Source organism: Phytomonospora endophytica, from assembly GCF_014202425.1.
Taxonomy (GTDB): Bacteria; Actinomycetota; Actinomycetes; order Mycobacteriales; family Micromonosporaceae; genus Phytomonospora; species Phytomonospora endophytica.
In genome coordinates this window covers 412560-432981 of sequence record NZ_JACHGT010000007.1, presented here as the reverse complement: position 1 = coordinate 432981, position 20422 = coordinate 412560, and the positions used below count along the sequence as shown (strand labels likewise).

The following is a 20422-nucleotide window of genomic DNA, read 5'->3' as shown; positions in this document are numbered from 1 at the left end:
AGGGTCGGGGCTGTGCTGGAAGAGTTGCGGATCACCGGACTTGGGGTCATCGAGGACGCGAGCCTGCCCCTCGCCGAAGGACTGACCGTCATCACCGGTGAGACCGGTGCTGGCAAGACCATGGTGGTGGCCGGACTCGGGCTGCTGTTCGGGGGCCGGGCCGACGCCGGGCGTGTGCGCACCGATGCCGGCCGGGCCCAGGTGGAAGGCCGCCTGCGGCTCGACGGGCCGGACACGCGTACCTCCTCGGCGGTGCGTCAGCGTGCCGTCGACGCGGGGGCCGAGGTCGACGACGACGAGCTGCTCTTGAGCCGCACCGTCACCGCCGAGGGTCGTTCCCGGGCGCACGTCGCGGGACGGTCGGCGCCGATCGGTGTCCTCTCCGAGCTCGGCGAGCTCGTCGTGTCGGTGCACGGGCAGTCCGACCAGATGCGGTTGTTGCAGCCGGCCGAGCAGCGCGCCGCCCTCGACCGTTACGCCGGTGCCGAGCACGAGAAGCTCTACGCCCGTTTCCGGGAGACCTACGTGCGGTGGCGTGCGGCCGCCGACGAGTACGACAAGCGCCGCCGGGAGGCCGCCGAGCGTGGGCGTGAGGCGGAGCTGCTTGAGCTGGGGCTCGCCGAGATCGCCGACGTGGCGCCGGAACCGGGTGAGGACGAGTCCCTCGCCGAGGAGGCGCGGCGGCTGGAGCACGCCGAGGCCCTGCGGGCCGCGGCGGTCACCGCGCACGGTGCCCTGTCGGGTGATTCCGACGCGATGGACGAGTCCGTGGACGTGATGACGCTCCTGGCCGGTGCGCAGCGCGCGCTGGAGGCGCAGGCCTCGGTGGACTCGTCACTGGGGGAGATGTCGTCGCGGTTGATCGATGCCGCCTCGGTCATCGGTGACGTCGCGGGGGAGCTGGGTTCCTACCTGGCGTCGCTCGACGCCGATCCGGCGCGGCTGGAGGACATCTTCGCCCGCCGCGCGATCTTGAAGGCGCTGACCCGCAAGTACGCCGAGGACATCGACGGTGTGCTCGCGTGGGCGGAGGCGTCGTCGTTGCGGCTGGCCGAGCTGGACACCTCCGATGGGGCGATGGAGGCCCTCGCGGCCGAACGGGACCGGCTCGCCGGTGAGACGGCGTCGCTGGCGGCGCGTCTGCTGGCGTCGCGTCAGGAGGCCGCCGGGCGTTTCGCCGAGGAGGTCAGCGTCGAGCTGACGGGTCTGGCGATGCCGCACGCGAAGGTCCTGGCCGAGGTGACGCTTCGGCCGGCCGCGAAAGGCCCGCATCGACTGGCCGTCGACGGCGGTGAGTGCGGTGTGGGTCCCGACGGTTGCGACGAGGTGGAGTTGCGGTTGCAGGCCAACCCGGGCGCGCCGCCGGCGTCGCTGCAGCGGGGTGCCTCCGGTGGTGAGTTGTCGCGGGTCATGCTGGCCATCGAGGTCATCTTCGCGGGCGCCGGTGGTCCTCCGACGCTCGTCTTCGACGAGGTCGACGCCGGTGTCGGCGGTCGTGCCGCGGTGGAGATCGGGCGCCGTCTGGCCCGGCTCGCCCACCGTCATCAGGTTATCGTTGTGACACACCTGCCACAGGTGGCCGCGTTCGCCGACCGGCATCTCGTGGTCGCCAAGGACGTGTCCGGGGCGGTGACCACGTCGGGCGTGCACGCGGTGATGGACACCGAACGGGCCCGTGAACTGGCGCGCATGCTCGCGGGCCTCCCCGACAGTGATCTCGGCGTGGCGCACGCCGAGGAGCTCCTCGCCGTCGCGGGTAAGGAAAAGCGGGCAATTCACGCCAATTCATGACCGGAGCGCGTGGCGTTACCGGGTAGTCGGGCGACGGATGCGAGGATGGGGCGGATGCGTCTACCTACTCTGCGCCGGTCCCGCGCGGTCGAAGCCGGCACGATTGCCGGCCCGGCCCGGCTGGACCGCCGCACGAAGCGGCTCACCGGGCGGTTGCGGCCCGGTGACATCGCCGTGATCGATCATCTCGACATCGACCGGGTCGCCGCCGACGCGCTCGTGGCGACCGAGGTCGCCGCGGTGGTCAACGTGAAACCGTCGATTTCGGGGCGTTACCCGAACCTGGGGCCGGAGGTCTTGGTCAAGGCCGGGATCCCGCTCGTCGATGACGTCGGCGAGGACATCTTCCAGGAGTTGCGCGAAGGCACCACCGTGCGCATCGTCGACGGTGACGTCCTGGTCGGCGACAAGGTCGTGGCCAGTGGCGTCCGGCAGGACGCCGACTCGGTGACCGCGGCGATGTCCGACGCGCGCGAGGGCCTGTCGGTGCAGCTGGAGGCCTTCGCGGCCAACACGATGGAGTACCTCAAGCGTGAGCGTGAGCTGCTCCTCGACGGTGTCGGCGTGCCCGAGATCGAGACGCCCATCAACGGGCGGCACTGCCTGATCGTGGTCCGCGGCTACGACTACAAGGAGGACCTCGACGTCCTCCGTCCCTACATCCGCGAGTTCAAGCCGGTCCTGATCGGTGTCGACGGCGGCGCCGACGCGCTCGTCGAGGCCGGTTACACCCCCGACATCATCGTCGGGGACATGGACTCGGCCTCCGATGACGTGCTGCGTTGCGGCGCCGAGGTGATCGTGCACGCGTTCACCGACGGGCGCGCGCCCGGCAAGGCCCGCCTCGACGATCTGGGCATCCCGTCGATCACGTTCCCGGCGGCGGCCACCAGCGAGGACATCGCGATGCTCATCGCCGACGAGAAGGGCGCCGAGCTGATCGTCGCCGTCGGCACGCACGCCACGCTCGTGGAGTTCCTCGACAAGGGCCGCGGCGGTATGGCCTCGACGTTCCTGACGCGTTTGCGCGTCGGTGGCAAACTCGTCGACGCCAAGGGCGTGTCGCGCCTGTACAAGCAGAACGTGTCGGTGTCGTCCCTGCTACTCCTCATCCTCGCCGCGGTCGCGGCGATGGCAGCCGCATTGACGGTGTCGACAGTCGGGCGCTCCTATCTTGAGGTCGTCACCGAGTGGTGGGACGGCCTCCTCTTCCAGTTTCAGAGGTTGTTCTAAGTGATCAATTTCCGCTACCACCTCGTATCACTGACCGCGGTCTTCCTCGCCCTGGCGATCGGTCTGGTGCTGGGCACCGCCGCGCTGAACGGGCCCGCGGCGGATCTGCTCAACAACCAGGTGAACTCGCTGACCACCCAGAACGAGGGCTACCGGGACAACATCCAGCAGCTGACCGACCAGGCGGAGTCGCAGGAGGAGTTCGCGCGCCAGATCGCGCCGACCGCGCTGGCCGGCACCCTCACCGACCAGTCGGTGGTGCTGGTGACCCTGTCGGGCGCCAGCGAGGACGACGTCCTCGGTGTCCGGGAGATGCTCGGCTACTCGGGTGTGGAGATCACCGGCGAGCTCGGGATCACCGACAACTTCACCGATCCGGCCAACAACGACGAGCTCCTGGAGCTGTCCACCGACCTGCTGCCGACGTCGGTGGCGGGCCTGCCGAACAACAGCCTCGGTGTGGAGACGGCCTCGGCACTGCTGGCGGCGGTGCTGATGACGGCGACGCCGAACGTGACCGCGGCCGAGCAGAAGAAGGTCCTCGCCGGGTTCACCGAGGCGCAGATGATCACCGGTAAGGAGAACTTCTCCGGCGATCGGGCCACGACGGTCCTGGTGATCACCGGTAAGCCCTACGCCGACGAGAACGCCGAGGCCCGCAACGCCAACGTGCTGACCGCGGCGGTCCAGTTCGACAAGGGCGGTGCCGAGGTGCTGACCAGCCCGGGCATCGGCGGGGCGGGCAACGCCGTCCTGGCCGTCCGCAACGACCCCGCGCTGAGCGCCGCCCTGTCCACCGTGGACAATATCCTGACCCCGCAGGGGCAACTGGCCGCGGCGCTCGCGCTGTCCGCCGAACTGGCCGGGCACATCGGTCACTACGGGACCGGGACCGGTGCGCAGTCGACGGTGCCGATGCCCCCCGCGTAGGGGCCGGCGACCGCGTCGGCCATCGGACAGGAGAACCATGGGAATGTTGTCCCGGCTCGTGCTGGCCGGCACGGGCGTCCTCGTCGCGCGAGGGGTGATGACGGCGGTGCGCCGTTCGCCGCTGGCGTCGGGCCTCGAACGCGTCAACCGCAAGGGCAATCCGGTCAACCTCGCCGCCGGTCCGGCCGCGGCGATCTCGGGCGCGGTGAGCGCCGCCGCGGGTGCCCGCGACCCGCGCACGGCCGCCGCGGCGCTGACGGCCGGGCTGGGTGCCGGGGCCGTCGGTTTCTACGACGACGTCGTCGGCGACCGTCCCGAGCAGAAGGCCTACAAGGGTTTCAAAGGTCACCTGTCGGCCCTCAAGGAGGGCACGGTCACCAGCGGCCTGGTCAAGATCGCCGGTGTGGGCGCCGCGGGGCTCGCCTCGGCGGCGCTGCTCGACTCGCGCCGCCGCCGGGACGGTGACCTGTCGCTGTTCGACACGCTCGTCGGCGCGGGTGTCATCGCGGGCGCGGCGAACTTCTTCAACCTCCTCGACGTGCGCTCCGGGCGTGCGCTGAAGGTCGCGCTGATCACCGGGAAACTCGCCGAGCTGGGCCGTACGCCCGCCGCCGGGGACCTCGTGTCGGGCCCGGTCGGTGCCGCGGGTGCGATCCTGCCCGAGGACCTCGACGAGAAGGTCATGCTCGGCGACGCCGGAGCCAACGCCATCGGCGCGCAACTCGGCCTGGCGCTGGTCGCCAAGACCGGCCGCTTCGGGCGGCTCGGGCTGTTCGCGCTGTTCGCCGCGGCCGCCGCGGCCAGCGAGAAGGTCAGCTTCTCCAAGGTCATCGCCGAGACTCCCGGGCTGCGCGAGTTCGACGAGCTCGGGCGCAAGCCGTGACCGCCGCCCGTTCCACGCGCTGATGCGGCAGGCTGCCGCCACCGGTGAAGGCGGCCGGATCGGCGGAGCGGCGGCCCTCATCGCCGGGATCACCGTCGCCAGCCGCCTCGCCGGTTTCGCTCGCGTCCTCGTCTTCGGGTGGGCCGTCGGCGTCACCGACCTGGGCACGATCTACCAGACGGCCAACACCGTCCCCAACATCATCTTCGAGATCGTCGCCGGGGGAGCCCTGGCGAGCCTGGTGATCCCGGTCCTGGCCGCGCCCATCGCACGCAAGGATCCCGCGACGGTCGCGCGGACCGCCTCGGCGATGCTCACCTGGGCATGCGCGATCCTCGTGCCGATCGCCGTGCTCGTCGCCGTCTTCGCCGAGGAGATCATCGGGCTGCTGTCGGCCAACGCCGGACCCGAGATGACCGCCGTCGGGACGCGGATGCTCCAGGTCTTCGCGCCCCAGCTGCCGCTCTACGGGATCGGCATCGTCCTCACCGGCGTCCTCCAGGCGCACCGGCGGTTCGCGTGGCCGGCGCTGGCACCGCTGCTGTCGAGCGTCACCGTGATCGGGGCGTACACGATCTACGGGCTCATGGGCGAACCCGACGACCTCGCCGGGGTCTCCCGCGCCGGAGAGCTCGTCCTGTCGGTCGGCACGACCCTCGGCGTCGTGGTCCTGTCGGGCTGCCTGGTGGTGCCGACCCTGCGCCTCGGCGTGCGCGTGCGGCCCACGTTCTCCTTCTCCGACGGGCTCGGCGCCAAGGTCAAGAGCCTGGCCCTGGCCGGCGCGGTGACCGTCGGGGCACAGCAGCTCGCCACGCTCGTCGTCATCTACCTGACCAACCCCCCGGCCGGCCCCGGCGCCCTGGTCAACTTCACCATCGCCAACACCCTCTACCTGCTGCCCTGGGCCGTCCTGGTCGTACCGGTGGCGACCGCCGCCTACCCGACCCTCGCCGGTGCCTTTGCCGAAGGCGACGACGAACGCTTCGACCGCACACTGTCCTCGACGACGCGCATGGTCCTGCTCCTGTCCGGTCTCGGAACCGCCGCCCTCGTCGTCCTCGCCCGCCCCCTCGCCGAACTCCTCAACCCGATCCTGTCCGGCAGCCCCGACGCCGACCAGCTCACCACCGCCGTCATGGGCCTCGCACCGGGACTCATCGGCTACGGCCTGTTCGCGTTGCTCACCCGCGCCCTCTACGCCCGCGGCGACACCGCCAAAGCCGCCGGAGCCACCGTTCTCGGCTGGGGCGTGGTGATGGCCGCCACCATGACCCTCGCCGGGATCCTCCCGAACTCCGGGCGCCTTTTCGCCGTGACCGTCGGCAACTCCATCGGCATGGTCGTCCTCGGTGCCGCGCTCATCACCGTCGTCGCCGTCCGCGTGGGACGGTCGGCGCTGGTCGGCGTCCCACGCGCCTTCGCCGTGACCGTCCTCGCCGGCGGCCTCGCGCTCGCCGCGGGACTCCCGCTGGTGTCGGCGATGAACACCGTGCCACCGCTGTGGACCGGGGTCTGCGGAGGCGCGGTCGTGCTTGTCGTCTACGGTGCGGTGACGGTGCTGCTCGACCGTCACGACGTCCGGCCCCTCATCGGCCGTGTGACGCGAAGGTTCGGGCGGGGATGAACTCGGAGATGAACGTGGAAGCATTCGACGGCAAGCGCGTGTTCCTGGTCCTCGGGACCAGCACCGGTGGAGTGGGCGCCCACGTGGCGTCCCTCGCGGAAGGACTGGCCGCCGCCGACGCGCGCGTGACCGTCTGCGGCCCCGCGGCCACCGAGGAACTCTTCGGCTTCACCGCCAAAGGCGCCCGCTTCGTCCCGGTGGAGATCTCCGCCGGCCTCGACCCGGTCACCGACGCCCGCGCCACCCGCAGACTCCGCAAAGCCCTCCGCGGCCCCGGCGGCTCCACCGCCGTCGACCTCGTCCACGCCCACGGGATGCGCGCCGGGCTCATCGCCCGCGCCGCCCGGCCCGTCGGCGTCCCCCTCGTCGTCACCTGGCACAACGTCCTGATGGCCACCGGCACCAAAGGCCGCGTCCTCGGCGCCGCCGAAACCCTCGTCGCCCGCGGCGCCGACATGTCCCTGTGCGTCTCCGACGACCTCGTCGCCCGCGTCCTGCGCCTCGGCGGCCAAGACGTGCGCTTCGCCCCCATCCCCGCGCCCCCGCTGCCGCCCGCGACCCGCACCGCCGCCGAAGTCCGCGCCGAACTCCAGGCCGGCGACCGGCCCCTCGTCCTCGCCATCGGCCGCCTCCATCCCCAAAAAGGCCACGACGTCCTCATCGACGCCGCCGCCGCGCTCGCCGACCGCGACCCGAAACCGCTGTTCCTCATCGCCGGTGAGGGCCCGCAGCGCGAGGAGCTCACCGAACGCGTCAACCGCACCGGCGCCCCCGTGCGCCTCCTCGGGCACCGCGCCGACATCGCCGACCTCCTCGCCGCCGCCGACATCGTCGCCTCCACCAGCGAATGGGAGGGCTACCCCCTCTTCGCCCAGGAGGCCCTGCGCTCCGGAACGCCCTTGGTCGCCACCCGCGTCGGCGGTGTTCCCGCCGTCACCGGCGACGCCGCGCTCCTCGTCCCCGCCGGGGACGCCGCGGCCGTCACCGCGGCGGTCGGGAAACTCCTCGACGACCCCGCCGAACGCGAACGCCTCGCCAAGACCGGCCTCGCCAAGGGCGCGACCCTGCCGACCGTCGAAGACGGGCTCGCCCAGGTCCGCGCGGTCTACCGGGAGCTGACCGGGGCGTGACGAACCACGGCCAACACCACGGGGGAGGACCGCGAGACTGATGTCGACGCCGGCGAAACGATGGTCAGCACAACGCCTGCGCCGCTGGTGGGACTTGCACTGGCGGGGCACCCTGGCGTGGTTCGCGGTCGCCGCGATGATGTTCGTCGCCGGTATCGAACTCCTTCCGCGGCCCTCCAACGGCACCGAGCACGACACTGTCGAATACGTGGTCATCGTCGGCGTGACCGGCCTGCGCTGGGACGACGTCACACCCGAGAACACCCCGCACCTGTGGAACCTCGCCCAGCAGGGCTCGATCGCGTCCCTGTCGGTGCGTTCGGCCCGTTCCCTCACCTGCTCCATGGACGGCTGGTACACCCTCTCGGCGGGCGCCCGCGCCGCCGGTGACGACGAACCGGTCGACGGGATCTGCCCGCCCCTGAACGGCGAAGGCGTCGAACCCGACCCGGGCGGCACCGGCGCCCACATCGCCACGCAGGAAACCGCGGTCAACCGCAACCGCAGCCAGAACAAGGGCGCCGAGGTCGGCGCACTCGCCGAGGCCGTCCGCTGCACCGTCGCGGTCGGGCCCGGCGCCGCCTACGCCACCGCCCGCCCCACCGGCCGCGTCGACACCTACGCCTCGACCCTCCCCGAGAAACCCGAACGCGCCGCCGACCTGCTGTCGTCCTGCGCGCTGTCCGTCGTGGACCTCGGCGCGCTCCCCGAGACGCCCCAGCGGGCCTCGGCCGCCGCCCGGATGGACGCCGAACTCGCGCGTGTCCTGGCGGCGCGGCCGCCGGACTCGCTGCTCATGGTCGCCGGTGTCGCCGACACCGAGGCGCCGCCGCGTCTGCACGCGGCCATCGCCGACGCGCCGGGTATGACCGGCGGCTGGCTGAGTTCGGCGAGCACGAACCGGCCCGGCTACATCCAGCTCGTCGACCTGGCGCCGACGGCCGTGCAGGCGCTCGGGCAGCCCCTGTCGCGGGCCTTCCAGGGTGTTCCGGCCGACGTGGAGGACGATCGTCCCGACGACCTCGCCGAGGCGATCGAGGACCTCGCCGACGCCGACCATCAGGCGAAGGCGCAGCATTCGACGGTCGGCAACTATCTGATGATCTTGACCTTCGGGTTGTTCGTGCTGTTCGCCGTCGCGACGCCGGTCCTGCACCGGATGCGGCGTGGGCACGGCCCGGTCGGGATCACCCCGCCGTCGCCGTGGACGATGCGGATGCTGGTGGGCAGCGCCGTCGCGGGTGCCCTGTCGCTGCCCGCGGCGATCCTGAGCGACCTGGTGCCGTGGTGGCGGGCGTGGAACCCGTTCCTGGTGTTCATGGTCGTGTCGGTGACGATCACCCTCGCGTTGACGGCGGGGGCGCTGCTGATGCCCCGCCGCCGGACGCCGTTGCGGCTGATGACGATCGTGTCGAGCGTCGGCGCGATCGTCGTGGCGATCGACGTGCTGACCGGTGGCGGTCTCCAGCTCAACGGGATCGCCGGATATTCGGCGCTGGAAGGCGGGCGCTACTCCGGGCTCGGTTCGGTCGGGTTCGGTGTGTTCGCGGCCGGGCTGATGATGTCGGCGGGGTGCATCGCGCAGAACACCGAGCGGCGCTGGCGTCCCCTGGTGATCGCCGCGCTGGGCACCATCGGGATCCTCATCGTCGGCAGTCCCCATCTCGGGGCCGACCCGGCGGGCGCGATCGGCCTGACGGCCGGGGTGTGCCTCGCGGCGGTCATCTCGACCGGCGGGTGGCTCACCTTCGCTCGCCTGGCGTGGGCGACACTCGCCGGGTTCGGCGTGATGCTGGCCTTCGCGGCGATCGACCTGACCCGCGCCGAAGCCGACCGCGGCCCACTCGGCCGCTTCGTGGCGGGCGTGACCTCGGGGACGTCGAGCGGGACGCTGAGGGCCATCGCCGAGTCGGACGTGGTCGCGCTCGCCACGAGCTGGCTGACCGTTCTCGTCATCGGCGCGACGGGCTTCGTCGGGCTGGTGCTGCTGCGCCCGTCCGGCGGTCTGAAACGCGCATTCGGGCTCTATCCGGCCGTGCGCGGGGGGTTCGTGGGGGCGGCGGTCGCGTCGGTCCTGGGGGGCCTCCTCGACGGCAGTGGTCTCTACGCGGCCGGAGCCGCGGCGGCGATCACCGTGCCGCTGGCGGTGATCGTGGCCCTGCGGGTCCTGGCCAGGGCGCAGGTGCGCGGCGAGAAGCGGCGGCGGCGCATCGTCACCGTCGGCGGCTCGGTGGGGGACCGCTCCAGCTGAGGACGGGGGCGAGACGGCGGACGCGAGTCTGCGGCTTCCGCCTTCCGGTAACCACCGAACCCTGTCCCAGGCAGGCCGCAAACCCCCCAGCCGGGCCTCAACCACCCCGTCGCCGGGCGTCATCCCGACCCGCCAAGGGCGCAGGTCGGCGCGGTGTTACTGTGGAATCCCGTGGATAGCGTGGCTGCCACAAATTCTGACAAGCCACGCCTGGACGGCTACCACGGGAGACGGCATTGGCCACCTCGGTACGGAACTCGGCGCGTACTACGAAGCACATCTTCGTCACCGGAGGCGTCGCCTCCGCGCTCGGCAAGGGCCTGACGGCCTCCAGCCTCGGCAATCTTCTCACCGCGCGCGGTCTCCGCGTCGTCATGCAGAAGCTCGACCCTTACCTCAACGTCGACCCCGGAACGATGAACCCGTTCCAGCACGGCGAGGTCTTCGTGACCGAGGACGGCGCCGAGACCGACCTCGACGTCGGCCACTACGAGCGGTTCCTGGACCGCGCGCTGTCGGGCCGGGCGAACGTCACCACCGGCAAGGTCTACTCGAAGGTCATCGCCAAGGAACGCCGCGGCGAGTACCTCGGCGACACCGTCCAGGTCATCCCGCACATCACCAACGAGATCAAGGACCGGGTCAAGGCCATGGCCGAACCCGATCCCGACGACGCCGCCGCGCGGGTCCCGGACGTCGTGATCACCGAGGTCGGCGGCACGGTCGGCGACATGGAGTCGCTGCCGTTCCTGGAGGCGATCCGCCAGCTGCGGCACGACCTGGGCCGCGACAACGTCTTCTACCTCCACGTCTCCCTGGTCCCGTACCTCGCGGCCAGCGGTGAACTCAAGACGAAGCCGACGCAGCACTCGGTGGCGGCCCTGCGCAACATCGGCATCCAGCCCGACGCGATCGTCTGCCGCAGTGACCGGGAGATCCCCGAGCACCTCAAGGCCAAGATCGGCCTGTACTGCGACGTCGAGACCGAGGCGGTCATCTCCACCGCCGACGCCCCGAGCATCTACGACATCCCGAAGGTCCTGCACCGTGAAGGCCTCGACGTGTACGTCGTGCGCCGCCTGAGCCTGCCCTTCAAGGACGTCGACTGGTCGGCGTGGGACGACCTCCTCGACCGCGTCCACAACCCCGACGAGCGGATCACCGTCGCGATCGTCGGCAAGTACGTCGACCTGCCCGACGCGTACCTGTCGGTCGCCGAGGCCGTCCGCGCGGCCGGGTTCGCCCATCGCGCGCACGTCGACATCCGCTGGATCGAGTCCGACGACTGCCGTACCGCCGAAGGCGCCGCCAAGGCCCTCGCCGACGTGCACGGCGTGATCATTCCCGGCGGTTTCGGGTCGCGCGGTGTCGAGGGCAAGATCGGTGCCATCGACTACACCCGCCGCAACAACCTCCCGACCCTCGGCCTGTGCCTGGGTCTGCACTGCATGACCATCGAGGTCCTGCGCCACGTCGGCGGTCTGGCCGGCGCGAACTCCGTTGAGTTCGACGAGAACTGCGAGCACCCGGTCATCGCGACCATGCCCGACCAGGCCGACATCGTCGCCGGCAAGGGCGACATGGGTGGCACGATGCGCCTGGGCGCCTACCCGGCCGAACTCGCGCCGGGCAGCATCGTCGCCGAGGCCTACGGCTCCACCAGCGTCAGCGAGCGTCACCGCCACCGCTACGAGGTCAACAACGCCTACCGCGAGGCGCTGACAAAGGCGGGCTTCACGATCTCGGGCACCTCGCCCGACGGGCGTCTCGTCGAGTTCGTCGAACTGGAACGCGAGCGGCACCCGTTCTTCGTGGCCACGCAGGCGCACCCGGAGCTCAAGTCGCGCCCGACGCGCCCGCACCCGCTGTTCACCGCGTTCGTCGGCGCGTCGATGAAGCACGCCGCCGGTGACCGTCTGCCCGTTGCCTCCCTCGACGACGAGCTGGTGTCGTGAGCGGCGGACACGAGTACAAGGTCCGCTCGACCACCGAGCGTTTCACCGGGCCGCTGTTCACGATCGTGACCGACGAGGTCGAGATGCCCGGCGGGTCGGTCGCCGCGCGCGACTACATGCGCCACATCGGCGCCGTCGGCGTCGTCGCCCTCGATGACGACGACCGTGTCCTGCTGGTCCACCAGTACCGCCACCCCGTCCGCGACTTCCTGTGGGAGCTGCCCGCCGGGCTCCTCGACGTCGACGGGGAGGAGCCGGTCAACACCGCCGCCCGGGAACTCGCCGAGGAGGCCGATCTGACGGCCTCGTCCTACGCGCATCTGACCGACGCGCTGGTGAGTCCGGGATGCAGTGACGAGCGCATCCGCCTGTTCCTGGCGCGCGGGCTGAGCGAGATCCCGCACGCCGAACGGCATGTCCGCACCCACGAGGAGGCGGAGATGACGACGCGGTGGTGGAGCATCGAGGAGGCGGTGGCGGGCGTCCTCGACGGCCGGATCGCCAACGCGGCCTGCCAGATCGGTGTCCTCGCCGCCGCGGCGACTCTGCGGAGGTAGCGGGCGGGCACGGGGTACGGGGAGACAACGGGGAAAGCACACGAAGGGCGCGGCCTTGTGGGCCGCGCCCTTCGTCATGCCCGCGAGGTCGGCTGAAGATCCGTAACCCACAGCCCGCCGCTCACTGCTAATCGTGTGCCGCGCTCGATGTGCACATCAGGATTCGTCAGCAAGCAGCCACTCCGGCCTTCCGGCGTCGTTTTCGGCTCCGCAGCGTCACCGGCGCCCTGACGGAACGTGTTGCCCGTCGCGAAGACGATGTTGCCCGAACGCCCCTGACCTGCATGTCCTTTCGTGCAGACCTTCTCTGATTTCAGTGACATCACAAAAAACCGGGCCCTACCGCCCAGTATCTGGGAAGCGGGCCCGGTTTCGGGTCGAGGTCAGCTGCGCAGCAGACGGCCTTCGGAGTCGGTCGCCGTGCTCGACGTGAGCAGGACGATCCCGTCGATCAGCGGCCAGATGGCGCCGATGCCGCAGGTCAGCCACGTCGCGGCGATCTGGCCGATGGCCATGCCGATGTGCCCGGTGTAGAAACGGCCCACGCCGAAACCGCCCAGGAAGATCTGGAGCAGACCGGCCGTCATCTTCGACTTGTCGGACAGCGGACGCCCGGTCATCGGGTCCACGCCGTACCCGCCGACCGTCGAATACCCGGGAACGGGCACGGCCACCGGGACCGGCTGGTACACGGGTTGCGGCTGGTAGACCGGCTGCTGGTAGCCCTGGGCGTACGGGTCGGGCTGCTGAGCGTACGGGTCGGTGTAACCCGAAGGCTGCTGGTTCGGGTAACCCGAGACGGGCTGACCCGAGAGCTCGTAGGACGAGCCGGCGGCCGGGGGCGGCTGCTGGCCGTACTGCTGCCCGTACGGGTCACCCTGGGACGGATACGGAGAGGTCATACCCGCACGATATCCCACGGTTGCCCATGGTCGACCACCGGAAATACCGTCCGTCCGGTCAGTCTCTTTCCCCACCACTCCCGAACCTTCCCCACGCGCCCCCCGACACCCCCGCCGCCGCCCCGCGAGCGCGTCCCCGTGACCCGCGGGCCACTACCCCGACCGACCTGACCCCCGCTCCGACCTCACGTCTTACACTGCCGCTTGCGGGTGGGCGTGCCATCAGTGATCGACGGCACGGTGCCGTCGACGCGCCAGCCCCGCGACGAAGGAGTCGCAAGCATGAAGGTCGGTATCCCGAGCGAGGTCAAAAACCACGAGTACCGGGTGGCGATCACCCCGGCGGGGGTCCACGAACTGGTCCGCCACGGGCACGACGTCCATGTCCAGGCCGGAGCCGGGATCGGCTCCTCCATCCCCGACGCCGACTACGTCGCCGCGGGCGCCACGATCCTCCCGACCGCCGACGACGTCTGGGCGACCGGCGAGCTGATCCTCAAGGTCAAAGAGCCCATCGCCTCGGAATACCACCGCATGCGCAAGGGCCAGGTCCTGTTCACCTACCTCCACCTCGCCGCCTCCCGGGAGTGCACCGACGCGCTCCTCGAACGCGGCGTCACCGGCATCGCCTACGAGACCGTCGAGTCCGCCAACGGCGCCCTCCCGCTGCTCGCACCCATGAGCGAAGTCGCCGGGCGCCTCGCGCCCCAGGCCGGCGCCTACCACCTGATGCGCTCCGGCGGTGGCCGCGGCGTCCTCATGGGCGGGGTCTCTGGCGTCCACGCCGCCCGGACCGTCGTGATCGGCGCGGGCGTGTCGGGCATGAACGCCGCCGCTATCGCCCTCGGCATGCAGGCCGAGGTCCAGCTCCTCGACAAGAACATCGACAAGCTGCGCGACGCCGACCGCATCTACCAGGGCCACCTGCAGACCGTCGCGTCCAACGCCTACGAGGTCGAGCGCGCCGTCCTGGAAGCCGACCTCGTCATCGGCGCCGTCCTCGTACCCGGCGCCAAGGCCCCCACGCTCATCAGCAACGAACTCGTGTCGCGGATGAAGCCCGGCAGCGTCCTCGTCGACATCTCCATCGACCAGGGCGGCTGCTTCGAGGACTCCCGGCCCACCACGCACGCCGAGCCGACCTACAAGGTCCACGACTCGATCTTCTACTGCGTGGCCAACATGCCCGGCGCGGTCCCGCACACCTCGACCTACGCGCTGACCAACGTCACCCTCCCCTACGCCCTCGAACTCGCCAACCACGGCTGGCGCGAAGCCCTCCGCCACGACCGCGCCCTCGCCCTCGGCCTCAACACCCACGACGGGCACGTCACCTACGGCCCCGTCGCCGACGCGCACGGCCTCAACGCCGTCAAACTCGACGAGGTTCTCGCTTGACGGGACAGCGGATCGGTCAGGTGGTCGCGACATACCTCGACCACCTGGCCGTCGAGAAGGGACGGTCCGGCAACACCCTCGCCGCGTACCGGCGAGACCTCGACCGCTACATCGAATGGCTCATCGCCAAAGACCTCCCGGGCATCGACGACATCACCCCCGACGACGTCGAGGCCTACCGCGCCGACCTCACCCGCGGCTACGGCGAACACCAGCCCCTGTCGGCCGCCTCCGTCGCCCGAGCCGTCAGCTCACTGCGCGGCATGCACAAATTCGCCGTCGCCGAACGGCACGCCGCCGCCAACCCGCTCGCCGACGCACCACCCACCAACCTCCCGACCCGCCTCCCGAAGGCCATCAGCGTCGAAGAGGTAGGCCAGCTCCTCGACGCCGCCCGCTTCGGCGACGGACCCATCCCACTCCGCGACACCGCACTCCTGGAATTCCTCTACGGCACCGGATCCCGCATCACCGAAGCCGTCACCTGCGCCATCGACGACCTCGACCTCGGCGCCGGAGCCGTCACCCTCCACGGCAAGGGCGGCAAGACCCGCACCGTCCCACTCGGCAACTACGCCGTCGCCGCCATCGAGGCCTACCTCGTCCGCGGCCGCCCCGCCATGAACCCCAACGGCCCCGGCGTCTTCCGCAACTCCCGCGGCGGTCCACTGTCGAGACAAGGCGCCTGGGCCATCATCCAGAACATCGCCGAACGTGCCGGACTCACCGTCCACATCTCACCCCACACCCTCCGCCACTCCTACGCCACACACCTCCTCGACGGCGGCGCCGACGTCCGTGTGGTGCAAGAACTCCTCGGACACACATCAGTGGTGACCACTCAGGTCTACACACTTGTCACGGTCGATAGACTCCGAGAGGTGTACGCGACTTCCCACCCACGAGCCCGCCGATGATCGCGTCAACGCGACACGCCGATCGAGCAGCGCAGACAGATTCATGTCGCATATGGATCCCCGCTGCACTACAGTCGCAACCACGGGCGCACCGCCCTCTGCGCGCGAGAACCGTGGCGGCGCCGACCTCACCGGGAGGGGCGTGACATGAACGTCGACAGAGACGACAAGTGGGCCGCGCTGCGGCAAACACCGCCCGCGCCGGACGGAGCCGACGGCGACGCCGGCCCCGCCGACCCCGAGGCGTACACCGGCAAGCGCGACATCCCGCAGCCGCAACCCCTCGAACGCCACGGCCCGGCACGCGTCATCGCCATGGCCAACCAAAAAGGCGGCGTCGGCAAGACCACCTCGACCATCAACCTCGGCGCCGCACTCGCCGAGTACGGCCGCAAGGTCCTCCTGGTCGACTTCGACCCCCAGGGCGCGCTGTGCGTCGGTTTCGGCGTCAACCCGCACACCCTCGACCTGACGATCTACAACCTTCTGATGCAGGACGGCGTCAACATCGAAGACGTCGTCATCAAGACCAACGTCGCCGGACTGCACGTCCTCCCGGCCAACATCGACCTCTCCGCCGCCGAGATCCAGCTCGTCAACGAGGTCGCCCGCGAGCAGACCCTCACCCGAGTCCTGCGCCCCGTGATGAGCGAATACGACTTCATCATCATCGACTGCCAGCCCTCCCTCGGTCTGCTCACCGTCAACGCCCTCACCGCCGCCCACGGCGTCCTCGTACCCCTCGAATGCGAGTTCTTCAGCCTCCGCGGCGTCGCCCTCCTCCTCGACACCGTCGACAAGGTCCGCGAACGCCTCAACTTCGACCTCGAACTCGAAGGCATCCTCGCGACGATGTACGACTCCCGCACCACCCACTGCCGCCAGGTCCTCTCCCGCGTCGTCGAAGCCTTCGGCGACCGCGTTTACCAGACGGTCATCACCCGCACCGTGCGCTTCCCCGAGACCACCGTCGCCGGCGAACCCATCACCACCTGGGCACCCGCCTCCAGCGGAGCCCGCGCCTACCGGCAACTCGCCAGGGAAGTGCTCGCCGCACACGATCTGAGACGCTAGGGACTTGATCTACGCTCTCGGCCAGCCGGCCGCACTCGCCGGACTGGTCGCGGCCCTCGCACTGGGCCTGGGCATCAGGCACGTCACCCAAGCCCTCGCCGCACGAGGCCCGGGCCGCGCGACGGCCACCACCGTGCTGCCGCACTGGCGACGAGACCTCGACCCGATCGGGCTCATCGCCGCCGTCCTCGGCGGCACAGGCTGGGGCGCCACGGCACCCACCACCGGACTGCCCCGCCCACGAGCGATCTGGACGGCGCTCTCCGGGCCCGCCGCGACCCTCACCGCCGGCATCGTCGTCCTCGCCGCCTACGGCGCCGCCTACCCCGGCAGCATCACCGGCGCCGTCTACCGGCCCTCCGACGTCCTCCGCGGCGTACCGGGCCCCGCACCCGAACAGCTCCTCTTCACCGCCGGAGTCGGACTCCTCTGCTTCGCCGTCGTCGCCCTGATCCCACTCCCGCCCACCGACGGATGGGCACTGACCCGCGGCGAACGCGGGGGAGCGGTCGCGGAGTTCCTGGAAGGCCGCCGCGTCGGCGCGCTGATCATGCTGTTCGCGCTGGTCCTGCCCATCGGGGGAGTGCCGCCCCTGCACCGCGTCCTCGACCTGGTCCTCACCCCCGTCGTCGAATCGCTGACCTGAGTCGATACTTGAACCGAGGTGTCGCCTCATCGAGGCGCGACGCCGTTTAGGCTTTCGGGGTGATCACGGCGAACGAGCAGACCGGGGACGGTGTCACGGCGGTGGCCGGCGACACCGCGGCCGACGCCGCCCCCGAGCCGGCGCCCGCGACCGGTTTCCAGGTCCGCCTCGCCAACTTCGAGGGCCCCTTCGACCTTCTCCTCCAGCTCATCGGCAAGCACAAACTCGACGTGACCGAAGTCGCGCTGCACAAGGTCACCGACGAGTTCATCGCCTACATCCGCGCGATGGGCGACGACTGGGACCTCGACGAGACCAGCGAGTTCCTCGTCATCGCCGCCACCCTCCTCGACCTCAAGGCCGCCCGCCTCCTCCCCACCGCCGAGGTCGAGGACGCCGAAGACCTCGCCCTCCTCGAAGCCCGCGACCTCCTCTTCGCCCGCCTCCTCCAGTACAAGGCCTTCAAGGAGGCCGCCGCGCACATCCACGGCCTCGAACAGGGCGCCGCCCGCCGCTGGCCCCGCGCGGTGTCCCTCGAAGCGCGCTTCGCCGCCGCACTCCCCGAACTCGTCCTCGGCATCGGACCCGACCGCCTCGCCAAACTCGCCGGCGACGCGATGCGACCCAAACCGATCCCCGAGGTCTCCACCGCCCACGTCCACATGGTCCGCGTCAGCGTCGCCGAGCACGCCGCGATCCTCCAGGACAGACTCCGCGGCCTGGGCACCGCCAGCTTTCGTCACCTCTGCGCCGACTGCGAATCGACCCTTGAGGTCGTCGCGCGCTTCCTGGCGCTGCTGGAGCTCTACCGCGAGAACATGGTCGGCTTCGACCAGGTCGAAGCGCTCGGCGAACTCAACGTCCGCTGGATCGCCGAGGCCGACGCCCGCGACATCGAGGTCGACGAATACTCCGGGGCACCGGTGAGCACCGAAGACGACGAGGAAACAACGGAGGAACCCGACAGTGAGTGACGAGGCACGGGGGGCGTCCCTCGCCGACGCGGTGGCCGACTGGACCCCGCCCTGGCAGCGCGCGCAGGACGACACGCCTGAGGAGACCAGGGAACCCGCGACCGAAACGGCCGCACCGGACTTCCTGGCGTCCATCACCGCCGAGACCCCACCCGACACACCCCCCGACACCGAACCCGGCGCACCCGCCGACGGCTCCGACCTCGCCGAGTTCGGCGCACCCGCACCCGGCACCGCACCGGCCCCCGAGCCCGTCGCCGAGGCCGAACCGCTGCCCGTCGTCGACGACCTCGCCGGAACCCTCGAAGCGATCCTCATGATCGTCGACGAACCCGCCGGCGAGATCATGCTCGCCCAGATCCTCGACCGGAGCGCCGAGGAGATCACCGCCACACTCGAACGCCTCGCCGCCGAGTACACCGAACAGGCCCGCGGTTTCGACCTTCGCCGCCAGGCCGGCGGCTGGCGCTTCTACACCCGCGACGAGTACGCCCCCTACGTCGAACGCTTCGTCCTCGACGGCCAGCAGGCCCGCCTCACCAAGGCGGCCCTGGAAACCCTCGCCGTCGTCGCCTACAAGCAGCCCGTCACCCGCGCCCGCATCTCCGGCATCCGCGGCGTCAACTGCGACGGCGTCATCCGGACCCTCCTGTCGCGCGGACTCGTCGAAGAGTGCGGCGCCGAACCCGACAGCGGAGCGCACCTGTACCGTACGACGGTGCTGTTCCTGGAGAAACTGGGCATCAACTCGATCGCAGAGCTGCCGCCCCTCGCCCCGTTCCTGCCCGACGACCTCGACGACCTCACCGAGGGCGGCGTCGATGACTGAGAACGAGCAGCGACTGCAGAAGGTCCTCGCCTCCGCCGGTGTCGGCTCCCGCCGCGCCAGTGAGGAACTGATCGCCGAAGGACGCGTCACCGTCGACGGGAAGGTCGCCATCCTCGGCAGCCGCGTCGACCCGTCCACCGCCGTCATCCACGTCGACGGGGAACGCCTCATCACCGACGTGCGCACGGTCCACCTCGCGCTCAACAAACCACGCGGGGTCGTCTCGTCGATGTCCGACGAGCAGGGCCGCCCCAGCCTCGCCAACTACGTCACGGCCGTACCGGAGCGGATCTTCCACGTCGGCCGCCTCGACACCGACAGCGAAGGCCTCCTGCTCCTCACCAACGACGGCGACCTCGCCCACCGGCTCATGCACCCCTCGTACGAGATCGCCAAGACCTACCGCTGCGAGGTGCGCGGCCCGGTCTCACCGTTCCTGGGCAAGAAGCTCGCCAAGGGCGTCACCCTCGACGACGGGCCCGTCTCCGTCGACGACTTCCGCATCATCGACGAGTTCGAGAGCCGCTCCCTCGTCGAGATCGTCGTCCACGAAGGCCGCAAGCACATCGTCCGGCGCCTCCTCGACCACGTCGGCCACCCGGTCTACCGCCTCGTGCGCACCAAGATCGGCACCGTCGCCCTCGGCAACCTCAAACCGGGGACCGTGCGCAACCTCAACCAGGGTGAACTCGGGGCGCTGTACAAGGCCGTCGGACTCTAGTCGAACGTCCAATCGAACAGAGTCGGGGCGATCGACTCCTCCAACGTCAGCAGCCGCCGCTTGGTCTCCATCGAGGGACCACGGCGGCTGCCCGAGAACCCGCCCAGCCCGCCACCACTGTCCACGACCCGGTGACACGGCACGATGATCGGGATCGGATTGCTCCCCATGATCGCCCCGACCACCCTCGCCGCCCCCGGACGGCCCGCCCGAGCCGCCAGCTCGCCGTAACTGACCGTCTCGCCGTAGCCGACGGTCTCGTACAGCGTCTTGAGGACCTTCTGCTGAAAGCCACCGCTCAACGACCAGTCCAGCGACAGCGAGAACTCCCGCAGGTCACCGGCCAGATAGGCCGCCAGCTGCTTGGCGACGGCCGCCATGCGCGGATCCCCGGCATCGCTCGCCGGCGGCGGCCGATCCGCCGAACGCTCCTCCCGGTCGAGGAGGGACAATCGCAGCAAACCCACCTCGGAGAGCACCACGCCCACCGGGCCGTTCGGACCGGGAAGCACCCCAGAACACGTACCGTTGCCTGTGTCGTCGCCCACGCCACGAGACTAATTCACGCCTCCGACACGACGCGGGCCACGACCCCCGCCCGCAAACC

General features: G+C 70.7%; 18 protein-coding genes. 16 read left to right on the top strand and 2 right to left on the bottom strand.

All coding sequences use genetic code 11. From position 1 onward, the window contains the following. Positions 1 to 12: 12 nt before the first annotated feature. The 9 genes from recN to HNR73_RS18535 all read left to right on the top strand — a co-directional run bounded on the left by recN (position 13) and on the right by HNR73_RS18535 (position 12354). Positions 13 to 1791, top strand: a complete 1779-nt coding sequence (gene recN, locus HNR73_RS18575) for a DNA repair protein RecN (protein WP_184788750.1) — start codon at positions 13 to 15, stop codon at positions 1789 to 1791. Between the two features lie 54 nt (positions 1792 to 1845). Continuing rightward, on the top strand, positions 1846 to 3024 hold the full coding sequence (gene steA / locus HNR73_RS18570) for a putative cytokinetic ring protein SteA (protein ID WP_184788749.1): 1179 nt from the start codon (positions 1846 to 1848) through the stop codon (positions 3022 to 3024). Then, the gene (locus tag HNR73_RS18565; RefSeq protein ID WP_184788748.1) at positions 3025 to 3954 is read left to right on the top strand and encodes a copper transporter; all 930 of its coding nucleotides are present in this window, start codon (positions 3025 to 3027) and stop codon (positions 3952 to 3954) included. Between the two features lie 37 nt (positions 3955 to 3991). Beyond that, entirely contained in the window at positions 3992 to 4837 is an 846-nt protein-coding gene (locus HNR73_RS18560; RefSeq protein WP_184788747.1) for a hypothetical protein, read from the top strand. Positions 4838 to 4859: 22 nt separating this feature from the next. Next, positions 4860 to 6461 carry a murein biosynthesis integral membrane protein MurJ gene (gene murJ / locus HNR73_RS18555; RefSeq protein WP_184788746.1) on the top strand — a complete coding sequence of 534 codons (1602 nt, stop codon included), beginning with the start codon at positions 4860 to 4862 and terminating at the stop codon, positions 6459 to 6461. Positions 6462 to 6469: 8 nt separating this feature from the next. Beyond that, the gene (locus HNR73_RS18550) at positions 6470 to 7591 is read left to right on the top strand and encodes a glycosyltransferase family 4 protein (protein WP_184788745.1); all 1122 of its coding nucleotides are present in this window, start codon (positions 6470 to 6472) and stop codon (positions 7589 to 7591) included. A 40-nt stretch (positions 7592 to 7631) separates the two neighbouring features. After that, on the top strand, positions 7632 to 9842 hold the full coding sequence (locus HNR73_RS18545; protein WP_184788744.1) for a hypothetical protein: 2211 nt from the start codon (positions 7632 to 7634) through the stop codon (positions 9840 to 9842). A 236-nt stretch (positions 9843 to 10078) separates the two neighbouring features. Beyond that, complete coding sequence (pyrG, locus tag HNR73_RS18540; RefSeq protein ID WP_184788743.1) at positions 10079 to 11797, top strand: CTP synthase; 1719 nt, start codon at positions 10079 to 10081, stop codon at positions 11795 to 11797. Continuing rightward, entirely contained in the window at positions 11794 to 12354 is a 561-nt protein-coding gene (locus HNR73_RS18535; protein WP_239122394.1) for an NUDIX domain-containing protein, read from the top strand. The genes pyrG and HNR73_RS18535 overlap by 4 nt, the downstream gene beginning before the upstream one ends. 383 nt (positions 12355 to 12737) lie before the next feature. Here the strand turns inward: HNR73_RS18535 and HNR73_RS18530 are convergent, their stop codons facing one another. Further along, the gene (locus HNR73_RS18530; RefSeq protein ID WP_184788742.1) at positions 12738 to 13256 is read right to left on the bottom strand and encodes a TM2 domain-containing protein; all 519 of its coding nucleotides are present in this window, start codon (positions 13254 to 13256) and stop codon (positions 12738 to 12740) included. A gap of 282 nt (positions 13257 to 13538) precedes the next feature. On the opposite strand from HNR73_RS18530, the gene ald reads away from it, so the two are divergent. The 7 genes from ald to HNR73_RS18495 all read left to right on the top strand — a co-directional run bounded on the left by ald (position 13539) and on the right by HNR73_RS18495 (position 19815). After that, positions 13539 to 14654, top strand: a complete 1116-nt coding sequence (gene ald / locus HNR73_RS18525; RefSeq protein ID WP_184788741.1) for an alanine dehydrogenase — start codon at positions 13539 to 13541, stop codon at positions 14652 to 14654. Continuing rightward, positions 14651 to 15571, top strand: coding sequence for a site-specific tyrosine recombinase XerD (locus tag HNR73_RS18520; protein WP_203686977.1), 921 nt, complete (start codon positions 14651 to 14653; stop codon positions 15569 to 15571). Before ald ends, HNR73_RS18520 begins: the two co-directional genes overlap by 4 nt. Positions 15572 to 15718: 147 nt before the next feature. Next, positions 15719 to 16645, top strand: coding sequence for a ParA family protein (locus tag HNR73_RS18515; protein ID WP_184788740.1), 927 nt, complete (start codon positions 15719 to 15721; stop codon positions 16643 to 16645). Positions 16646 to 16649: 4 nt separating this feature from the next. Beyond that, the gene (locus HNR73_RS18510; protein WP_184788739.1) at positions 16650 to 17291 is read left to right on the top strand and encodes a zinc metalloprotease; all 642 of its coding nucleotides are present in this window, start codon (positions 16650 to 16652) and stop codon (positions 17289 to 17291) included. A 59-nt stretch (positions 17292 to 17350) separates the two neighbouring features. Beyond that, positions 17351 to 18265 carry a segregation and condensation protein A gene (locus HNR73_RS18505; RefSeq protein WP_373316654.1) on the top strand — a complete coding sequence of 305 codons (915 nt, stop codon included), beginning with the start codon at positions 17351 to 17353 and terminating at the stop codon, positions 18263 to 18265. Continuing rightward, positions 18258 to 19094 (top strand): SMC-Scp complex subunit ScpB, encoded by an 837-nt coding sequence (scpB, locus tag HNR73_RS18500; RefSeq protein ID WP_184788738.1) that lies wholly within the window; start codon positions 18258 to 18260, stop codon positions 19092 to 19094. Before HNR73_RS18505 ends, scpB begins: the two co-directional genes overlap by 8 nt. Further along, positions 19087 to 19815 (top strand): pseudouridine synthase, encoded by a 729-nt coding sequence (locus HNR73_RS18495; RefSeq protein ID WP_184788737.1) that lies wholly within the window; start codon positions 19087 to 19089, stop codon positions 19813 to 19815. Before scpB ends, HNR73_RS18495 begins: the two co-directional genes overlap by 8 nt. Here the strand turns inward: HNR73_RS18495 and HNR73_RS18490 are convergent. Further along, positions 19812 to 20363 (bottom strand): methylated-DNA--[protein]-cysteine S-methyltransferase, encoded by a 552-nt coding sequence (locus tag HNR73_RS18490; RefSeq protein ID WP_203686979.1) that lies wholly within the window; start codon positions 20361 to 20363, stop codon positions 19812 to 19814. The two genes, HNR73_RS18495 and HNR73_RS18490, sit on opposite strands and share 4 nt — an antisense overlap. Positions 20364 to 20422 lie beyond the last annotated feature (59 nt).